The 18,250-nt window shown below is 64.8% G+C and carries 20 protein-coding genes; 9 read left to right on the top strand and 11 right to left on the bottom strand.

Annotated elements, in window-relative coordinates; translation table 11 throughout:
• Nucleotides 1–96: 96 nt before the first annotated feature.
• The 8 genes from P1IM2_RS18320 to P1IM2_RS18285 all read left to right on the top strand — a co-directional run bounded on the left by P1IM2_RS18320 (nucleotide 97) and on the right by P1IM2_RS18285 (nucleotide 5,957).
• Nucleotides 97–582 (top strand): SUF system Fe-S cluster assembly regulator, encoded by a 486-nt coding sequence (locus tag P1IM2_RS18320; RefSeq protein WP_186403409.1) that lies wholly within the window; start codon nucleotides 97–99, stop codon nucleotides 580–582.
• Nucleotides 583–586: 4 nt separating this feature from the next.
• Nucleotides 587–2,074, top strand: a complete 1,488-nt coding sequence (sufB, locus tag P1IM2_RS18315) for a Fe-S cluster assembly protein SufB (RefSeq protein WP_217373274.1) — start codon at nucleotides 587–589, stop codon at nucleotides 2,072–2,074.
• Nucleotides 2,071–2,307: a hypothetical protein gene (locus P1IM2_RS18310; RefSeq protein ID WP_186403408.1), complete on the top strand. Its 237-nt coding sequence runs from the start codon at nucleotides 2,071–2,073 to the stop codon at nucleotides 2,305–2,307. Before sufB ends, P1IM2_RS18310 begins: the two co-directional genes overlap by 4 nt.
• Complete coding sequence (gene sufC, locus P1IM2_RS18305; protein ID WP_186403407.1) at nucleotides 2,294–3,037, top strand: Fe-S cluster assembly ATPase SufC; 744 nt, start codon at nucleotides 2,294–2,296, stop codon at nucleotides 3,035–3,037. Before P1IM2_RS18310 ends, sufC begins: the two co-directional genes overlap by 14 nt.
• Nucleotides 3,038–3,146: 109 nt before the next feature.
• Nucleotides 3,147–3,878, top strand: coding sequence for a SufD family Fe-S cluster assembly protein (locus P1IM2_RS18300; RefSeq protein WP_186403406.1), 732 nt, complete (start codon nucleotides 3,147–3,149; stop codon nucleotides 3,876–3,878).
• Nucleotides 3,879–3,916: 38 nt separating this feature from the next.
• Nucleotides 3,917–5,119 (top strand): aminotransferase class V-fold PLP-dependent enzyme, encoded by a 1,203-nt coding sequence (locus P1IM2_RS18295; RefSeq protein ID WP_186403423.1) that lies wholly within the window; start codon nucleotides 3,917–3,919, stop codon nucleotides 5,117–5,119.
• Nucleotides 5,116–5,586 carry an SUF system Fe-S cluster assembly protein gene (locus tag P1IM2_RS18290; RefSeq protein ID WP_062902032.1) on the top strand — a complete coding sequence of 157 codons (471 nt, stop codon included), beginning with the start codon at nucleotides 5,116–5,118 and terminating at the stop codon, nucleotides 5,584–5,586. Before P1IM2_RS18295 ends, P1IM2_RS18290 begins: the two co-directional genes overlap by 4 nt.
• Nucleotides 5,586–5,957, top strand: a complete 372-nt coding sequence (locus P1IM2_RS18285; protein WP_058812758.1) for a HesB/IscA family protein — start codon at nucleotides 5,586–5,588, stop codon at nucleotides 5,955–5,957. Before P1IM2_RS18290 ends, P1IM2_RS18285 begins: the two co-directional genes overlap by 1 nt.
• 24 nt (nucleotides 5,958–5,981) lie before the next feature.
• On the opposite strand, the gene P1IM2_RS18280 is transcribed toward P1IM2_RS18285, so the two are convergent.
• From P1IM2_RS18280 to P1IM2_RS18270, 3 genes are all read right to left on the bottom strand, one after another.
• The gene (locus P1IM2_RS18280) at nucleotides 5,982–6,698 is read right to left on the bottom strand and encodes an extensin family protein (RefSeq protein ID WP_254535846.1); all 717 of its coding nucleotides are present in this window, start codon (nucleotides 6,696–6,698) and stop codon (nucleotides 5,982–5,984) included.
• An 8-nt stretch (nucleotides 6,699–6,706) separates the two neighbouring features.
• Nucleotides 6,707–7,147: a hypothetical protein gene (locus tag P1IM2_RS18275; protein WP_186403405.1), complete on the bottom strand. Its 441-nt coding sequence runs from the start codon at nucleotides 7,145–7,147 to the stop codon at nucleotides 6,707–6,709.
• An 84-nt stretch (nucleotides 7,148–7,231) separates the two neighbouring features.
• Nucleotides 7,232–8,623 carry a cytochrome P450 gene (locus P1IM2_RS18270; protein ID WP_186403404.1) on the bottom strand — a complete coding sequence of 464 codons (1,392 nt, stop codon included), beginning with the start codon at nucleotides 8,621–8,623 and terminating at the stop codon, nucleotides 7,232–7,234.
• A gap of 173 nt (nucleotides 8,624–8,796) precedes the next feature.
• Here P1IM2_RS18270 and P1IM2_RS18265 point away from each other — a divergent pair, with 173 nt between their 5' ends.
• Nucleotides 8,797–9,696, top strand: coding sequence for a hypothetical protein (locus tag P1IM2_RS18265; RefSeq protein WP_186403403.1), 900 nt, complete (start codon nucleotides 8,797–8,799; stop codon nucleotides 9,694–9,696).
• 24 nt (nucleotides 9,697–9,720) lie between these two features.
• Here P1IM2_RS18265 and P1IM2_RS18260 read toward each other — a convergent pair whose 3' ends face one another.
• From P1IM2_RS18260 to P1IM2_RS18225, 8 genes are all read right to left on the bottom strand, one after another.
• The gene (locus P1IM2_RS18260) at nucleotides 9,721–11,040 is read right to left on the bottom strand and encodes a dicarboxylate/amino acid:cation symporter (RefSeq protein ID WP_186403402.1); all 1,320 of its coding nucleotides are present in this window, start codon (nucleotides 11,038–11,040) and stop codon (nucleotides 9,721–9,723) included.
• Nucleotides 11,041–11,090: 50 nt separating this feature from the next.
• The gene (locus tag P1IM2_RS18255) at nucleotides 11,091–12,443 is read right to left on the bottom strand and encodes a dicarboxylate/amino acid:cation symporter (RefSeq protein WP_186403401.1); all 1,353 of its coding nucleotides are present in this window, start codon (nucleotides 12,441–12,443) and stop codon (nucleotides 11,091–11,093) included.
• Between the two features lie 91 nt (nucleotides 12,444–12,534).
• Nucleotides 12,535–14,325, bottom strand: coding sequence for an SLC13 family permease (locus P1IM2_RS18250; protein WP_186403400.1), 1,791 nt, complete (start codon nucleotides 14,323–14,325; stop codon nucleotides 12,535–12,537).
• A gap of 7 nt (nucleotides 14,326–14,332) precedes the next feature.
• Nucleotides 14,333–15,409: a chorismate synthase gene (aroC, locus tag P1IM2_RS18245; RefSeq protein ID WP_062902027.1), complete on the bottom strand. Its 1,077-nt coding sequence runs from the start codon at nucleotides 15,407–15,409 to the stop codon at nucleotides 14,333–14,335.
• Nucleotides 15,406–15,780 (bottom strand): VOC family protein, encoded by a 375-nt coding sequence (locus P1IM2_RS18240; protein ID WP_186403399.1) that lies wholly within the window; start codon nucleotides 15,778–15,780, stop codon nucleotides 15,406–15,408. Before P1IM2_RS18240 ends, aroC begins: the two co-directional genes overlap by 4 nt.
• Before the next feature lie 41 nt (nucleotides 15,781–15,821).
• Nucleotides 15,822–16,352, bottom strand: a complete 531-nt coding sequence (locus tag P1IM2_RS18235) for a GNAT family N-acetyltransferase (RefSeq protein WP_186403398.1) — start codon at nucleotides 16,350–16,352, stop codon at nucleotides 15,822–15,824.
• Entirely contained in the window at nucleotides 16,345–17,160 is an 816-nt protein-coding gene (locus P1IM2_RS18230) for an SDR family oxidoreductase (RefSeq protein ID WP_269208168.1), read from the bottom strand. The genes P1IM2_RS18235 and P1IM2_RS18230 overlap by 8 nt, the downstream gene beginning before the upstream one ends.
• A gap of 10 nt (nucleotides 17,161–17,170) precedes the next feature.
• A complete protein-coding gene (locus tag P1IM2_RS18225) occupies nucleotides 17,171–18,247 on the bottom strand; it encodes a YihY/virulence factor BrkB family protein (RefSeq protein WP_186403396.1) in 1,077 nt (358 codons plus the stop codon).
• Between the last annotated feature and the right edge of the window lie 3 nt (nucleotides 18,248–18,250).

Genomic DNA, 18,250 nt, shown 5'->3' with positions numbered 1-18,250 from the left:
CCGGTCCGCGACCTTGCGCCTAGGGCGCTCAGCGACTATCTAATTGGAACGAATTACTCCAATTAAGAATCATTCGCAGTTCCGCCGGAAAGAGCCATGCGCCTGTCCAACCTTGCCGATTATGCCGTCGTGCTGATGAGCGCCGCCGCGCGCCAGTGCGGATCGGTGCCGCTGCATGCGGCGATGCTGGCCGAACAGACGGGCATTCCCGGCCCGACGGCGCAGAAGCTGGTGAGCGGCCTCGCCCGCGCCGGCCTGCTGGTGTCGACGCGGGGCACTGGCGGCGGCGTACGCCTCGCGCGGCCCGCAGCGGCGATCAGCATCGCCGATATTATCGAAGCCGTCGAAGGCCCGATCGCCCTCACCACCTGCGTCGAGGACGGTCGCCACGATTGCGCGCTCGAAGGCAATTGCCGCGTCAAGCCGCATTGGGGCGTCGTCAACAGCGCCGTGCGCGGCGCGCTGGCACAGATCAGCCTCGCCAGCCTGAGCGGTGCCCCTGCGCTGGGCGCTGGACGTCCGGGCGACAGCGCCGGATTGCCCCCTCCCACGGCCCCCGCCTTCGCGGGAGCGACGAGTTAAGATTATGACCGATAACAGCGAAACCCCCGTCAAGGATCAGGCAGCCCGCGACGCCGCGCTGCGCGTTGCCGACTATGAGCATGGCTGGTCCTCGGCGATCGAGACCGACTTCGCGCCCAAGGGGCTCACCGAGGATACGGTACGCTTCATCAGCGCCAAGAAGAACGAGCCCGAATGGATGCTCGACTGGCGACTGAAAGCGTTCCGCCACTGGCAAACGATGGAGACGCCCGACTGGGCGAAGCTCAACGTGCCGCCGATCGACTATCAAGACGCGTACTATTATGCAGCGCCCAAGGCGAAACCGAAGCTCGCGAGCCTCGATGAGGTCGATCCCGAGATCCTCGAGGTCTACAAGAAGCTCGGCATCCCGATCGAGGAGCAGAAGGTGCTCGCGGGCGTCGAGGGCGCGCGCAAGGTCGCGGTCGATGCGGTGTTCGACAGCGTCAGCGTTGCGACTACGTTCCGCGAGGAACTGAAGCGCGCGGGCGTGATCTTCCTGTCGATTTCCGAAGCGATCCGCGAATATCCCGAGCTGGTGAAAAAGTGGCTCGGCAAGGTCGTGCCGATGCACGACAATTATTTCGCGACGCTCAACTGCGCGGTCTTCTCCGACGGCACGTTCGTTTACGTGCCCGAGGGTGTGCGCTGCCCGATGGAGCTCAGCACCTATTTCCGCATCAATGCCGAGAATACGGGCCAGTTCGAGCGCACCCTGATCGTCGCCGACAAGGGCGCGTACGTCTCCTATCTGGAAGGCTGCACCGCGCCGATGCGCGACGAGAACCAGCTCCACGCCGCGGTGGTGGAACTGGTCGCGCTCGACGATGCCGAGATCAAATATTCGACGGTGCAGAACTGGTACCCCGGTAATGCCGAGGGCCTCGGCGGCATCTATAATTTCGTGACCAAGCGCGCGCTGTGCCAAGGCAAGCGCAGCAAGGTGTCGTGGACGCAGGTCGAGACCGGCAGCGCGATCACCTGGAAATATCCGAGCTGCGTGCTCAACGGCGACGACAGCGTCGGCGAATTCTATTCGGTCGCGGTCACCAACAATTTCCAGCAGGCCGACACCGGCACCAAGATGATCCACAATGGCAAGCGCACGCGCTCGACCATCGTTTCGAAGGGGATCAGCGCGGGCAAGTCGAACAACACCTATCGCGGCATCGTGCGGGTGGCGCCGAACGCCGAGGGTGTGCGGAACTTCACCCAGTGCGACAGCTTGCTCCTCGGCGACCGCTGCGGCGCCCACACCGTCCCCTATATCGAAGTCCGCAATCCCACGGCGACCGTCGAGCATGAAGCGACGACGAGCAAGATCAGCGACGACCAGCTCTTCTACGCCATGCAGCGCGGGCTGGGGCAGGAAGAGGCCGTGGCGCTGATCGTCAACGGCTTTGCCAAGGAAGTGCTGCAGCAACTGCCGATGGAGTTTGCGGTCGAGGCGCAGAAATTGCTGGGGATCAGCCTCGAGGGGAGCGTGGGGTGAGTTGGTGGCGCTATCTTCTGGCTTTCGCCATCCTGCTCTTGCTCGGTTATTGGCTTTTCAGCCTTTGGCTGATGTCTGTTCTCGGTGACGGCATTCCGTGGACCATGATGGTTGACGGATCCTTCCATCTTGGCGCCTTTTTCATGGTCTACGGCCTCCCATTACTGACCTTCGGGCTATTCCGGCTGGCAACGAACACTTCCAAAATCAGAGAGACCGATGCTCAAAATTGAAAACCTCCACGCCACCGTCGCCGACAAGCCGATCCTGAAAGGCCTGTCGCTCGCCATCAATGCGGGCGAGATCCATGCGATCATGGGGCCCAATGGCGCGGGCAAGTCGACGCTCTCCTACGTTCTCGGCGGGCGTCCCGGTTATGAAGTCACCGAGGGTTCGGCGACCTTCGACGGGCAGGATCTGCTCGACATGGACCCGCACGAGCGTGCCGCCGCCGGCCTGTTCCTCGGCTTCCAATATCCGGTCGAAATCCCCGGTGTGTCGAACGTCCAGTTCCTGCGCGAAAGCCTCAATGCCCAGCGCAAGGCGCGTGGGCAAGAACCACTGTCGGGCGGCGATTTCCTGAAGCTGGCGCGCGAGAAGGCGGGGCTGCTCAAGATGGATATGGACATGCTCAAGCGCCCGGTGAACGTCGGCTTCTCGGGCGGCGAGAAGAAGCGCAACGAGATGGTGCAGATGGGCATCCTCGACCCGAAGCTCGCGATCCTCGACGAGACGGACTCAGGGCTGGACATCGACGCGCTGCGTATCGTCGGCGACGGGATCAACGCGATCATGCGGCGCCCCGACAAGGCGGTGCTGCTGATCACCCATTATCAGCGCCTGCTCGACTATGTGCGGCCCGATTTCGTCCACGTCCTCGCCGGCGGCCGAATCGTCAAATCGGGCGGGCCCGAACTCGCGCTTGAGCTCGAACGCGAAGGCTATGCGGAGATCGCGGCGTGAGCATCTATACGCCCCTTTCCTTTCATCGTCATGCCGGACTTGATCCGGCATCCACGACCGCGTGGACCCCGGATCAAGTCCGGGGTGACGAAGTGTGGGAGGTCGCCGAGTGACGACTACCGCCCTTCCCACCCGGCGCGACGAAGCGTGGCGCTACAGCGACATCGACGCGGTGACCGCGGCGTGGCCGTTGCCCGCGCCCGAAAGCATCGTCGTGCCCGCGGGCGGCGACTTCAAGCGCGCGATCGTGCAGGACGAAGGGACAATCCACCAGATCGAAATGAGCATCGGCAAGGGTGCGGCCGCGTCGCTGCATGTGCTCAACATTGGCGGCGCCTATGGTCGCATCGAACTGGACGTGACGCTACACGAGGGCGCCGACTTCCATCTCGGCGCCGCGCAGATCGGTAGCGGCGAGCAGAACCTCGAGATCGTCACCACCGTCACCCATGCCGAACCCGGCGCGACGTCGCGGCAGATGGTGCGTTCGGTCCTCGGCGGCACCGCCACGGGGACCTATCTCGGGAAGGTCGCCGTCGCGCGCGACGCGCAGCAGACCGACAGCGAACAGAATGTGAGGGCGATGCTGCTCGAGCGCAGCGCGACCGCCAATGCCAAGCCCGAACTCGAAATCTTCGCCGACGACGTCAAATGTGCGCACGGCTGTGCGATCGGCGAACTCGACGCGATGAGCCTCTATTATCTCCAGTCGCGCGGACTGCCCCCGGCCGAGGCGAAGAAGATCTTGCTGCAGGCTTTCGTGGCTGGCGTTTTCGACGGCGCCGAGGATGAGGAAAAGCTGCAAGCGCTCGCGCTCACGAAATTGGGGGAATTGGTGTGAGCAATCCCTCCTCCCCGTTCGCATCGAGCGAAGTCGAGATGCCCATCGGTCATGCGCGCCCTCAGGGTGTCTCGACTTCGCTCGACACGAACGGGATTAGAAATCAGTTTCCCGGCCTGACGCCCGGCTGGCACTATCTCGACACCGCCGCGACCGCGCAAAAGCCGCAGGCGGTGATCGACGCGACGGTGAATGCGATGGGCCGCGACTATGCGACCGTTCACCGCGGTGTCTACGCCCGCTCGGCCGACATGACGCTCGCCTATGAGGCGGCACGGCGGCGTATCGCGGGCTTCATCGGCGCGAAGGAGGATCAGATCGCCTTCGTGCGCGGCGCGACCGAGGCGATCAATCTTGTCGCTTACGCGCATTCGAAGAAGGGCCGCGTGCTGCTGTCGGTGCTCGAACATCACAGCAATATCGTGCCGTGGCAGCTTGCCGGCTGGCAGGTCGATGTCTGCCCGCTAACCGCCGACGGCTGCATCGACCTCGACGCCGCCGAGAAGATGCTCACCCCCGATCACACCATGGTCGCCTTTGCGCATGTATCGAACGTGCTCGGCAGTCCGCTCGACGTCGCACGCGCGGCAGACCTTGCGCATCGCGTCGGTGCCGAACTGCTGATCGATGGGTGCCAGGCGGTGCCGCGCCTGCCCGTCGACGTCGCGGCGCTCGGCTGCGACTATTATGCCTTTTCGGGGCACAAGCTTTACGGACCGACCGGCATCGGCGTGCTGTGGAGCGACAAATTGGACGCGCTGCCGCCGTGGCAGGGCGGTGGGTCGATGATCGACCGGGTGACGTTCGAAAGGACGACCTACGCACCCGCCCCCACCCGTTTCGAAGCCGGCACGCCCGCGATTGTCGAGGCACTGGGTCTCGCCGCGGCGGTCGATTATGTCGAAGCGATCGGTGTCGAGGCGATCCACGCGCATGAATGTGCGCTGGTCGGCAGTTTGCGCGAGCAGCTCGCCCGCAAGAACAGCATCACGCTGTTCGGCCCCGACAGCAGCGCCGGGATCGTCAGTTTCGCGATGGCGGGGGTTCATCCGCACGACATCGGCACTATCTTGGACGAAAGCGGGGTCGCGATCCGCGCCGGGCATCATTGCGCGCAGCCGCTGATGGCGCATCTCGGCGTACCGGCGACCGCCCGCGCGAGCTTCGGGCTCTACAGCAATGCAGACGATGTGACGGCGCTGGTCGAAGGATTGGCGCGCGTCGAGAGGATTTTCGGATGAGCGAAGAAAACAGCATCAGGATCGAGGAAGTGGAAAGCGTCGCGCCGCCGCCCAAGGCGCGCGTCGAGGATGCCGAAACCGCGCCCGAGAAGCTGGAGCGCAAGCGCGATTATCTGGAGGGCTTTCTGGCCGCCAAGCCCGCCGCGGTCGATCCGCACGGCGTCGGCGGCGACCTGTACGAAGCCGTCGTCGCGGCGCTCAAGGATATTTACGATCCGGAAATTCCGGTGAATATCTATGACCTTGGCCTGATCTACAATGTCGAGATCGACGAAGGCCATGTCGTCGTCACCATGACGTTGACCACCCCGCACTGCCCCGTCGCCGAATCGATGCCTGGCGAGGTCGAGTTGCGCGTCGGCGCGGTGCCCGGCGTCGGCGACGCCGAAGTGAACCTCGTCTGGGATCCGCCCTGGTCGCCCGCCAATATGAGCGACGAGGCGCGGCTCGAATTGGGAATGCTGTGATGACTGAAGCCAAGACACCCGAGAAGACGCGGACAGCCCGCCCCGCCGCCGTCACGCTGACGCCCGGCGCCGAAGCGCGCATCGCAAAGCTGATGGCGGCCGCGCCCGACGGCGCGATCGGGGTCAGGCTGTCGACGCCGCGGCGCGGCTGTTCAGGCCTTGCCTATTCGGTCGACTATGTGACCGAAGAGCAGAAATTCGACGAGAAGATCGAAACGCCCGGCGGCGTGTTTTACATCGACGGCGCGTCGGTGCTCTATCTGATCGGCAGCACCATGGACTGGGTAGAAGATGATTTCGCAGCGGGTTTCGTATTCGAGAACCCCAACGCCAAGGGCGCGTGCGGCTGCGGCGAGAGCTTTACGGTCTGACGGTCGATCTTAGGGTCAGGGACCCTAGCGGCAGACCGTCCACCCCGCCGTCCGCGCCGCCATATCGAGGTGGAAATGGTCGGCGTGCGCCCGATTATAATCGGGCGACAGCAGCGTACTGAACAGCCCGCACGACCGATCGCGCACCGCGTGCAGGAAAGCTCCTTTCGCACCGTGATCGTCCCAGTCGGCACGCAGCGCCACACGCGTCCCGTCAGCAAGGATGAAGGCCGAAATGTCGATTGCATTGGCGGTCGAATGTTCGCTTTGCGCCTGTCGCCCGGCGATTTTGCGGCAATTATAGCTGCCCAGATTTTCAAGGCCGACAACCTTCTGTCCGAAATGGTCCTGCGCCGCGGGCTGAACCACATCACGCGTCCATAGCGCCAGCGCCGCGGTCACGGCGCAGCCGGGTGCGGCGTTCGCGGGACGCATCGAGGGGACAAGGCGATTGCCGGCGAGGATCATGCGCTGGCTCGCAAGGCATTGCCCCGCGCCGACCGCAGGGCGCCGCGCGTATCGCTCGCCCGCGCGGTCGAACACCGCAAAACAGGCCTCATCCTCGCCCGCCAGTCCGACGAGCTTGCGATGCGTTGCCCAGCCCCTCGGCTGCGCGAGGTCAAAGGGCGCAAAGGGGTCATGTTCGGGATGCGCGCGCAGCCAGCGCCAGCCGACCAGCAAGCCCGCACCTAGCAGCGCCAGCAGCAGCAGGGACAGCATCGGCCCGCGACGGCGTGCCACGGCGGCGCTCAGGCCGCCAGCGCAACGCGCGCCGGCGCCGGGTCGTCGTCATTTGCGGCGCTATGGCTTTCGACGGGTCGGCGCACGCGGCGCGCCCGCACCCGGCGACCGTGCAGCCGCAGCAGTGACCCGCGGATTTTCATCGCGACCCAGGCCTTCATCGACCGGACGCGCGCGAAGGCGGAGAACGTCCAGACGGCGACGACCAGATCGACATAGACGGTGACATCCCACGCCATCGCCACCGCCAGTTCGGCGGGCAGGGCCATCGCGAAAGCCTGGATCGACACGAGGCCGACGACGAGGAACAGGATATGCTTGCGCTCGAGCCGGCTCGCGAGATCGAGCAGTTCTTCGACGCAATGGCGGTGAAGCCAGCGCGCCGCGGGCGTGTCCGGTGCCAGCAGCATCGCCGCCACCAGCCCCGCAAGAAAAGCCGCCAATGCCATATCCTGTCCCCCTGCCTTTCGGTTGAAAGACAGAGATAGGGTGGACGGGTCGCGGCGCAAGCCGCTGAAATCGCCGGGCGAAGATCAGAGCGGTTCGAAGGTGACCGTCAGCCCGTCTTTCGGGCGCGGGATCGGCCACATGTGCCAGTCGGGCGCATAGCCGTCGGCGATGCGGATGCGATGCGTCGTCAGCACATGATGGAAGAAGATTTTCGCCTGCATATAGCCGAAGTGCAACCCCAGGCACATATGCGCGCCGCCGCCGAAGGGAACCCATGCATATTTGTGGCGACCCCGCACCGCTTCGGGCGCGAAGCGCAGCGGGTCGAAGCGTTCGGGGTCCGGCCAATATTCGGCCATCATATGCGTATAGCTGGGGTTGATCCCGACATTGGTGCCGGCGGGAATATGGTAGCCGCCGAATTCGAAATCCCGGAGCGCGCGGCGCGGGATGGCGGGCACCGGCGGGATCAGTCGCAACGCTTCCTTGAACGCCATTTCGGTCAGCTCAAGCTCGCCGAGGCTGTTGTGCCCCACGCCCGCGCCCGCCGGCGCGACGGACAGCATTTCGTCGCGCAGCCGGTCCTGCCATTCGGGATGCCGGGCGAGCAGCCAGACGAGCGAGGTGATCGAACTGGTGATGGTGTCGTGCGCCGCCATCATCAGGAAATTCATGTGATCGACGATCGCCTCGACGCTGAGATATTCGCCGTCATCGTCCTTGGCGTGACAGATTTGGGTGAAAATATCCTCGCCCTCCGATGCCCGGCGTTCGGGCACCAGCCGCGTGAAATAATCGACGAGGAATTTGCGCCCGGCGACCCCGCGGCCCATGGCGGTGAAAGGCATCGGCACGCGTATGATGCCGATCGACGCCTGCACCATGTCGACGAACGCCTTGTTGATCCGTTCCGCCTCCGGCCCCCAGGGGATGCCGAGAAAGCTCGTCGCGGCCAGGTCGAGCGTCAGCTGTTTGATCGCCGGATAGAATTTGAAGCTCTTGCCGCTCCATGCGCCGATGCGGCTGCCGATACCCTCGTTCAGTGCGCCGGCATAATGCCGCATCGGTTCGGGCTTGAAGGCGACCGACAGCGTCTTGCGATCGGCGCGATGCTTTTCGAAGTCCATCAGCATCAAGCCGCGCGGGAACAGGAGGTTGAGCACCGGCCCCCACCCCTGTTCGGACGAGAAGATCTTTTCGCGATCGAACAGGACAAGCTCGTTCGCTTCGGGCCCGACGAGCGACACGCCGCGGCCGCCGAAGCTTTTGGCGCGATAGACCTTGCCGTGCTGCGCGACCATGCGGTTAGTGAAGCCGACCGGATCCTTGAGCTGCGCCAGCGTCGTACCGAGCACGGGAATCCCGTCGTCGCCGGGAATATGATCGAGCGCGGTCTCCGCGTTGCGCGGCATCCAGTGCGCGGTCTCGGGTCCGAAGCGGCGTTCCGACCATTCGATCGTCGTGGGGGCATTCATCGCGGCAAATCCTTCATTTTGTCCGATGTCGGCGCAGACTATCGGCTTACTGACATTGTTGCAAGTAAGTCTTATTCCGGCGGCGGCGACCATTCACCGCAAATTCAACTCGCTTCGTGCAGTTTCGATTCCGATATGGCGCCTCCATCGCGGCGCCAAGGAAGGATGGCATCATGCCCAACAGCCTCAAAAAGCCCCTCTCCCTCGCGCTCGGCGCTCTCGCCACCGCGACGCTCGGCGGCTGCTACTATGACGGCGATCTCTATGGCCCGAGCTATGCCTCGGCGGGGGTCTGCGCGAACGACTATTACGACTATGATCCCTATGCCTATTCGGACGGCTATGGCTATGATTGCTATGATCCGACCGATTATAGCGGCGGCTTCGTCCAGATCGGCTTCGGCGGCGGTTGGTACGACAATTATTATTACCCCGGCTACGGCATGTGGATGTTCGACAATTATCGCAACCGCTACCCGCTGCGCGGCCAGTATCTGAACTATTGGGGCGGGCGCCGCGCCTGGTGGAAGCATCGCGGCGACCGCGGCGACGGCCACTGGCAAGGCCGCCCGCCGTCGAGCGGCGGCGATCACGGCGGTCGCCCCCATCGCCCCGGCGGTTGGCAGGGGCATGATCGGGACGGCGACGGCCAGCATGGGACGCGCCCGCCCGGCGGTCGGCCCGGCGCCGGTACCCCGCCGACCAGCGGCAACCCCGGACGCCCCGATCGCGGTCCGGGCGTCATCCGCCCGCGTCCGCCGGTGGGCAGCACCCCGACGACAGAGCCTGGCGATCAATTCACTGTACCGCGGCGCCCAGCGGGTGGCCCGGGTGTAATCAGCACGCGACCGGCGCCTACGGGCGAATGGACAGGAAGCAGGCAACGCTCGTCTCCGGTTGTGACCGCGCCGCCTGCCAACCGCACGGCCCCGGCTCCGCAGCGACCTTCACCTGCCTTGCGGACGCCGCCCCCGCGGCCGCCTGCAGTAAGCGCACCGCCGCCGACGCGTCCCACAGGCGATGCACCGCGCCGGAGCCGTGACGACCGGTCCGGACACGTTCGCGAAAACTGACCGATGCCGGGCTGCCGGCCCCGATCAGGCGGGTGATGGCCGCGCTTCGTCCTTCGTGCCCGCCGAAACCACGGTCGCCGCAACAAGGTCGCCGATCACGTTGAGCGTCGTGCGGCACATGTCGAGGAAACGATCTACGCCGAGCACCAGGCCGATCCCTTCGGGCGGCACGCCGACCGAGGCGAGGATCAGCGCGATAACCGGCAGCGACCCCGCCGGTACCCCCGCAGTGCCGATACCGCCGAGGATACAGACGAGCATCACCATCAGCTGCTGCTGAAGTGTCAGGTCGATGCCGAAGAATTGCGCAAGAAAGATCACGGTCACGCCTTCGAACATGGCGGTGCCGTTCTGGTTTGCGGTAGCGCCGAGCGTCAGCACGAAGCGCGCCACTTGGTCGGGCAGGCGCAGCCGGTCGTGCGCAACGCGCAGCGCGGTGGGCAGCGTCGCATTCGACGACGATGTCGCGAAGGCCATCACGAACGCTTCCTGCGTCTGGCGGAAGAAGGCCGTCGGCGACTTGTTCGCAAGCAGCCGCAACATCACCGGAAAGACAATGAACATCTGGAGTGCGAGGGCCAGCAGCACGACCCCGACATAAGCCGACAGGCGCACCATCAGATCCCAGCCGAACTGCGCGGCAAGATTGAACATGAAACAGAAGATGGCGATCGGTGCGAGCCGGATGACGAGGCCGATCAGCTTCATCGACACTTCGAACACACCCTCGATCGCGGTCTTGAGCGCCGCCGTCTGCGGCGTCCGGACGAGCATCAGGCCGATACCGAAGAAGAGCGCGAAGAACATGACGGCGAGCACATCATTCTCGCTCATCGCGCCGATGAAATTGCTCGGCACGATCGTAACGAGCGCATCCATCCCCGACTTCGCCTCGCCCGCGCGGTCGGTAATCGCCCTGGCGCCTTCGGCGCCCTCGGCGATCAGATTCCGGGCCAGCGCCGGATCGACCCCCGCCCCGGGCTGGATGAGATTGACGAGCAACAGGCTGATCGCGACGGCAATCGACGAGACGACGACCGTGTAGAGCAGCGTCCGGATGCCCACCGATTTCAACGCCCGCATCTCGCCCATTTCGGCGACACCGACGATCAGCGCCGACACCAGCAGCGGGATCACGAGCATGAACAGCAGGCGCAGGAAAATCTGGCCGATCGGACCGGTGACGTATGTCGTCGCACTGTCGACCCAGCCGGCGCCCGCCGCACCATAATGCGCGGCAAGTCCGGCGATCAGGCCGCCGACGAAACCGAACAGCATACGCCATTGCAATTGCTTGGCGCGCGCCTCCTCATCCCCGCCGGGCGGGGCTTTGGTTTCGGTCATGGCTCAGCTCCTTGCGCGCCCGTTGGTGGGAGCGGCCGAAAAGCTGGGCGTCAGGCGCGGTCGGCCGGGGGCGTGGTCCTATCCTCGACCATATCTTCCTGAAGGTCCAGCCCCCGCATCCCGTGATGCGACGTATGCGCCGGTGCATGCGGACGGTCGTCGAACGCCGGATCTTCGACCTCCAGCATGCCTTCCCATTTGGTGATGACGCTGGTCGCCACCGCATTGCCGACGACGTTGGTCGCGGTGCGCCCCATGTCGAGGAACTGGTCGATCGCGAAGACGAGCGCGACGCCCTCGACCGGAAGATCGAACATGGCGAGCGTCGCGGTGATGACGACCAGGCTGGCGCGAGGCACTGCCGCAATGCCCTTCGACGACACCATCAGCGTCAGCAGGATCAGGATCTGCGTCGTGATCGACAATTCGATGCCATAGGCCTGCGCGATGAAGATGGTCGCGAAGCTGGCGTACATCATCGACCCGTCGAGGTTGAAGCTGTAACCGAGCGGCAGCACGAAGCCCGAGATGCGGCGCGGCACCCCGAAGCGGTCGAGCTGTTCGAACAGCTTCGGCATCGCGGCTTCGGACGAGGCGGTCGAGAAGGCGATCAGGATCGGTTCGCGGATATAGCGGATCAGTTCGACGATCCGCTTGCCGAGGAAGATCGACCCGATGCCGAGCAGCAGCGCCCACAGTACGACGAGCGACATGTAGAATTCGGTGAGCAGTTCGGCGTAGGTCGCAAGGATGCCGAGCCCATATTGCGCCACCACCTTGGCGAGCGCACCGAACACCGCGAGCGGCGCGAGGCGCATGACATAGCCGGTGATCTGGAGCATCAGCTCGGCAAGCGCCTCGGCCCCGCGGACGAGCGGCGCGCCCTTTTCGCCGATCGCCGACAGGCCGACGCCCGCGAACAGCGCAAAGACGAGGATCTGGAGAACGTTATTTTCGCCCATTGCGGCGACGATATTCTTGGGAAAGATATGTTCGACGAATTCGAACAGGTCGAGTTTCTTGACCTCGCCGACTTCCGCCGCCAAATGGGCGCCGACGGTCAGATGCAGCCCGGCGCCCGGTTCGAGCACATTGACCATGATCAGGCCGAGGCTGATCGAGATCAGGCTGGCGATGATGAACCACGAAATGGCGCGAACCCCGATGCGGCCGAGCGCCGAGCTGTCGCCCATATGCGCGATCCCCGCGATCAGCGTGCCCAGGATCAGCGGCGCAACCAGCATCTTGATCAGATTGAGGAAAATATTGGCGAGCATCGAAAAGCCGCGCAGCCAATTATCGAAGGCCTCGCTGCCCGCGGGCACCATAACGCGCACCAGATAGCCGGCGACGACCCCCAGAACCATGCCGATCAAAATGTAGATTGTGAGGCGTTTCGCCATCAATTCGCTCCCCTGTTCCGGTCCCCGCCGAATGTAAATGGCGGGCCTAACAGCCCGTTGCCCGCGGAGCAATCGCCAGAATCTTCAGAGCCTACACAAGAAAAGTAATGGCTGCGCAGGTCGCGGCGCCAACGGCAAGCGTCAGCGGAATGCCCGCGCGGAAAAAGTCGATGAAGCGGTAATTGCCCGCCGCATAGACCAGCGTGTTCGTCTGATAGCCGATCGGTGTCGCGAAGCTGGCCGATGCGGCAAACATGACCGCGATCACCAGCGGATAGGGATCGACCCCCAATTGCCGCGCCACCGCGATCGCCAGCGGCGTCACCAGAATGGCGACCGCGTTGTTGGTGATGATTTCGGTCAGCAGCACCGAAAGCACATAGGTTGCGAGGACCAGCCCCCACGGCGGCACGTTGCGCAGCAACGGCGTCAGTTCGCCGACGACGAGTTCGACGCTGCCCGAATTTTCGAGCGCCAGCCCGACCGCGAGCATCGCGAAGATCAGGACGAGGACATTGCCGTCGATCGAATCCCACGCCTCGTCGGCGTCGATGCAGCGCGTCACCAGGATCAGCCCGACCCCGATGATCGCGGCGACGCCGATGTCCATGACATTGAAGGTCGCCAGCAGGATGACGCCGACGAGCGCGCCGATGGCGATAGGCGCCTTGTTGCGGCGAAATTCGCGCTCGCTGGTCGATCCGACGCCATAGAGGTGCGGATGGCCGTAGAGCTGTTCGATCTGGTCCGCCGGCCCCGTTACCAGCACGCGATCGATCGCCTGAACGCGCGCATTGGGGAGGTCCGGGCCCGGCGTCTTGCGAAAGCGCGCCATGCCGAGGATGCGGACCTTGAGCGACGAGAGAAACGGAATTTCGATCAGCCGGCGGCCGATCGCCGGGTGGCTGGGGGCGATCATCGCCTCGACGATCGCCTCGTCATTCTGGTCGGCATTGTCGTGCCCGGCGGTCAGGCCGATGGCGACATTCTTGTTCGCGCGCAGCGACAGGAGTTCGGCAAGCTCGAGCCGCAGGACGAGGCGGTCGTCGGGCTCCAATATATCGTCGGCCAAGTTCGACCGGCGCAGCGTCGCACCGCGCTTCATCGCGACGAGCTTCACATTGGCGCGCTTGACGAAGGGCACGTCGCCGACGCGGCGTCCGACCAGATTACCGTCCTTCAGGATGCGCACTTCAGAGAGGAAGGTGCGATGTTCCTGGCTGAGCGCGATCTGCGACGGCGAATCGTCGGGCAGAAAGCGGCGCGCGATTAGCAGCAGCGCCAGCGTCCCCGCTACCCCCGCAACGAGCCCGACCGGGGTGATGGTGAAGATGCCGAAGCGATCGAGGCCATTATCCTGCGCCACCGCGGCGACGAGCAGGTTGGTCGAAGTGCCGATGAGCGTCGTCGTGCCGCCGAGGATGCAGACGAAGGACAGCGGCATCAGCAGCCGCTTGGCGCTGATCCCCAGCGCGCTCGCCAGCTTGAGCATGATCGGGATCATCACGACCACGACAGGCGTGTTGTTGAGGAAGGCCGAGGCGACATAGACGCCGAAGAACATCTCCGCGAGCGCCAGCTTCGGGCGTCGCTGCGCCCGGGCGATGATGCGGTTTGCGATCGCATCGAGCGTGCCGGTGCGCAACAAGGCGCCCGACAGGATGAACATCGCGCCAATCGTCACCGGCGCCGAATTGGAAAAGACCGAAAAAAGATCCTTGCCCGACAGGATGCCGAGGAAGAGGAAGGTGCAGGTCCCGAGGATCGCGACGACGGTCGCCGGGAAGCGCTCCATCACGAAGCCGACGAACATCAGGGCGAGCACGACAAGGCCGATGATCGCCTGATGCTGGGCGATAAAGGCCTGCGCCGCGGCGATCATTCGGCGACTATCCGCACTGCGCGCGCTGGAGCAGCTTGTGGTCGGCGAGGACGAGCGCCATCATCGCTTCGACCACCGGCGCACCGCGGATACCCACGCAGGGATCGTGGCGCCCCTTGGTGACGATGTCGGTCGCCTCGCCCGCCTTGTTCACCGTCGGCACGGGGGTCAGGATCGAACTGGTCGGCTTGAAGGCGACGCGCACCACGACCGGTTGGCCGGTCGAGATGCCGCCCGCAATGCCGCCGGCATTGTTCGAGAGGAAATCGGGGCGGTTGCTGCCGTCGCTCGCGGGGCGCATCGGATCGGCATTTTCCTCGCCGCGCAGCCGCGCCGCGCCGAAGCCCGCACCGATTTCGACGCCCTTGACGGCATTGATACCCATCATCGCAGAGGCGAGGTCGGCATCGAGCTTGGCATAGATGGGCGCGCCCCAGCCCGCCGGAACGCCGCTCGCGGCACATTCGATTACCGCGCCGAGCGAACTGCCCGACTTGCGCGCGGCGTCCATCAGCCCTTCCCAGCGCTGCGCCGCGGCCGGGTCGGGACAGAAAAAGGGATTGCGATCAATCTCTTCGAGATCGAAGTTCGCCGGGTCGATCGCATCGCCGCCGATTTCGGCGACCCAGGCATGGATCTGCACCTCGGGCAGGATCAGCCGCGCGACCCCGCCGGCCGCGACGCGCGCCGCGGTCTCACGCGCGCTCGACCGGCCACCGCCGCGATAGTCGCGGATGCCATATTTGGCGTCATAGGCATAATCGGCGTGGCCGGGGCGATAGGCCTGGGCAATCTCCCCATAATCCTTCGACCGCTGGTCGACATTCTCGATCATCAGGCTGATCGGCGTGCCAGTGGTCTTGCCCTCGAACACCCCCGACAGGATGCGCACCTGATCGGGCTCCTGCCGCTGCGTCGTGTGCCGCGACTGGCCCGGGCGGCGCTTGTCGAGCCAAGGCTGAAGATCGGCTTCGGACAGCGCGAGGCGCGGCGGACAGCCATCGACCACCGCGCCGAGCGCCGGCCCGTGGCTCTCACCCCATGTGGTGAAGCGCAGAACGCGACCGAAGCTGTTGAAACTCATGTGCGCGGCGTCCTGTCCATGAACTCGATGCGGTTGCCGAAAGGATCTTCGGTGAAAAAACGGTAACGCCCATCGACGGGGCTGTCATCCTTCGTCGGATGGCCATGCGCCTCGACCCGTGCGCGCAACGCGTCGAGCCCGTCGGTGGCGAGCGCGACATGCGCCTTTCTGGCAGGCCGGAAATCGCCCTCGACCCCCAGATGCAATTGCCGGTCGCCAAGCGCGAACCAGCAACCCCCGCGCGCCGCCATGTCGGCGGGCTTGGGCAATTCGGCGAGGCCGAGAAGCGCGCCATAGAAAGCGCGCGCCCGCGCTTCGCCGCCCACCGGAATGGCGATCTGGACATGATCGAGGGCAAGCGCGAAATCCATGCCCCGCCGATGGCGGGAATCGCGCCGCAATTCAAGCGCGCTCAGCCCATCCGCGCAAAGGCAGGGGCATAATCGGCCCGGCCCGCGACCGGCCAGACAGCCGCCGGATCGAGCATCATCGCCATCAGATGCTCGCCCGCGAACGGCGAAGCGAAGCGCGCCGCAAGATCGGCGGAAAAGCCAAAGCGCGTGTAGTAGGCCGGATCGCCAAGCACGACGCACAACGCTATCCCCTGATCGCGCAGCGCCGCGAGTCCCCCGCGGATCAGCAGGCCGCCGACGCCCTGCCCCTGCCAATCGGGAAGCACAGCCACCGGCGCGAGTCCGGCCGCAGCAAGAGGCCGGTCGTCTGCGACCGCACTCATGCGACTGAAGAGGATATGCCCGGCGACCGTACCAGCACGCTCGGCAACGAGCGAAACGAGCGCATCGCCATCGGCCTCGATCATCGCGACGAGTTCGGCCTCGCCCTGATAGCCGAAGCCGGTTGCGGTGAAGGCCTCCCGATGCACCGCCGCGATTGCCGCCGCGTCCGTCGCGCAGGCGCGGCGGACCGCGATCGCATCAGGCAAGCGCGATGTCCGGCGCGTCTTCCTGCTTCATGCCGATGGTGTGGTAGCCCGCATCGACATGATGGGTTTCGCCGGTGACGCCGCTCGACAGGTCGCTGAGCAGATAGAGCGCCGAGCCGCCGACGTCGTCGATCGTCACATTGCGACGCAGCGGCGCGTTATATTCGTTCCACTTCAGGATCAGGCGGAAATCGCCGATCCCGCTCGCTGCCAGCGTCTTGATCGGTCCCGCCGAGATCGCGTTGACGCGAATGCCCTGCGGCCCATAGTCGTTGGCGAGATATTTGACGCTGGTTTCGAGCGCCGACTTCGCGACGCCCATCACATTGTAATGCGGAATGACCTTTTCGGCGCCATAATAGCTGAGCGTCAGCATCGCGCCGCCGCCCTGCCCCGTTTCGGGATCATAGGGCGTCATCATCGCCGCCGCGCGCTTGGCGACTGCAGTGAAGCTGTAGACGCTGATGTTCATGGTCATCAGAAAATCTTCGAGCCCGACATCGGCATAGGCGCCGCGCAGCGCCTCCTTGTTGGTGTAGCCGATCGCGTGGACGATGAAATCGATCGTCGGCCAACGCGCCGCCAGCGTGGCAAAGGCCTGGTCGAGATTGGCCATGTCGCTGACGTCGCAATCGATCAGGAAATCGCAGCCGAGCTGGTCGGCGAGCGGCTTCACCCGCTTTTCCATCACCTCGCCCTGATAGGAAATGGCAAGTTCGGCGCCCTGCGCATGCAGGGCCTTCGCGATGCCCCAGGCAAGCGACTTGTCGTTCGCAAGCCCCATGATCAGCCCGCGCTTTCCCTTCATCAGCTCCATGTCATTCTCCGGTCTTGTCGTTACCGACCACAATATCGTCGACGCGCCCAATAGCGTCGTGGCCCAAATCCTCAACCTCGACGAGCGCTGCATTGAGTTCGGCGCCGATCACCATACCCAATCCGACGAGGTAGAAAAAGAACAGCGCGATCATGACGCCGGCAAGGCTGCCGTAGGTCGCGTCATAGCGGAACAGGCTGGCGAGCAAAGGCGGAAGCGCCAGAGTGACCGCCATCCACCACAGGGTGGTGAAGAGCGCGCCGGGCCATTTGGGAAATTGTCGCCCGCGATATTTCGACGGCGTCAGCGACAGGAAGAGAAAATAGATGGCGGCAAACAGCCCCAGCCCCGATACGCCGCGCGAAATGGCGACGACGCCCGCCGACTGATAGGCAGAGGGCAGGACGCGTTCGACGAACTGTTCGATGCCGACGATCAGCACCTGCATGCTGAACGAGATCAGCATCAGCACGACCGCGCCGGTGACGATGCCGATCGACACCAGCCGATAGTGGAAAAAGCCCTTGGAAAAATGGGTGCCGTAGGCGCGGCGCAAGATGTCGCGGATCGTTTCGATCAGGCTGCCGACGGTCCACAGCGCGACGAGCGCGCCGAGCCAGAGGAAAATGCCCGTCCGCGCGCTCATCACCTCGGCGATCGGCCCCGCGAGCGCGCGCGCAACCGATGGCGGCATCGTCGAAAAGACCGCTTCGATCGCCCGCTCGCTGCCATAAGCGCCGCCCACGAGACTGAGCACCGCAGCGAGCAGGATGAAGAAGGGAAAGAGCGCGATCAGCGCAAGATAGGCAAGATTGCCAGCGTGGATGAACCCGTCGGTATAGGTGCCGACCACCACCCGGCGCGCGACACGAAAGATGCGTGTCCCGGGGCCGAGCGTTTCGCGTCCGCGTTCGATGACGCCCTGTGCCCGCCCGCGCAGGCGCATGCGCTTGGCGCGCTCGGCGCGTGCCTCGGGCGAATGGGGCGAGTGGCCTTCGGCCAGAAATTCCCTGCCGACCTCTTCGGCGACCTGACGTTCGAGCGCTGCGGCGTCTTGCTGCCCGGGACGTTCAACCACGCA

The sequence above is a fragment of the Sphingopyxis sp. P1IMeth2 genome, assembly GCF_900185685.1.
Classification (GTDB): domain Bacteria; phylum Pseudomonadota; class Alphaproteobacteria; order Sphingomonadales; family Sphingomonadaceae; genus Sphingopyxis; species Sphingopyxis terrae_A.
Note: the sequence above shows the minus strand (reverse complement) of the source record. Positions and strands in the feature narration are given on the sequence as shown.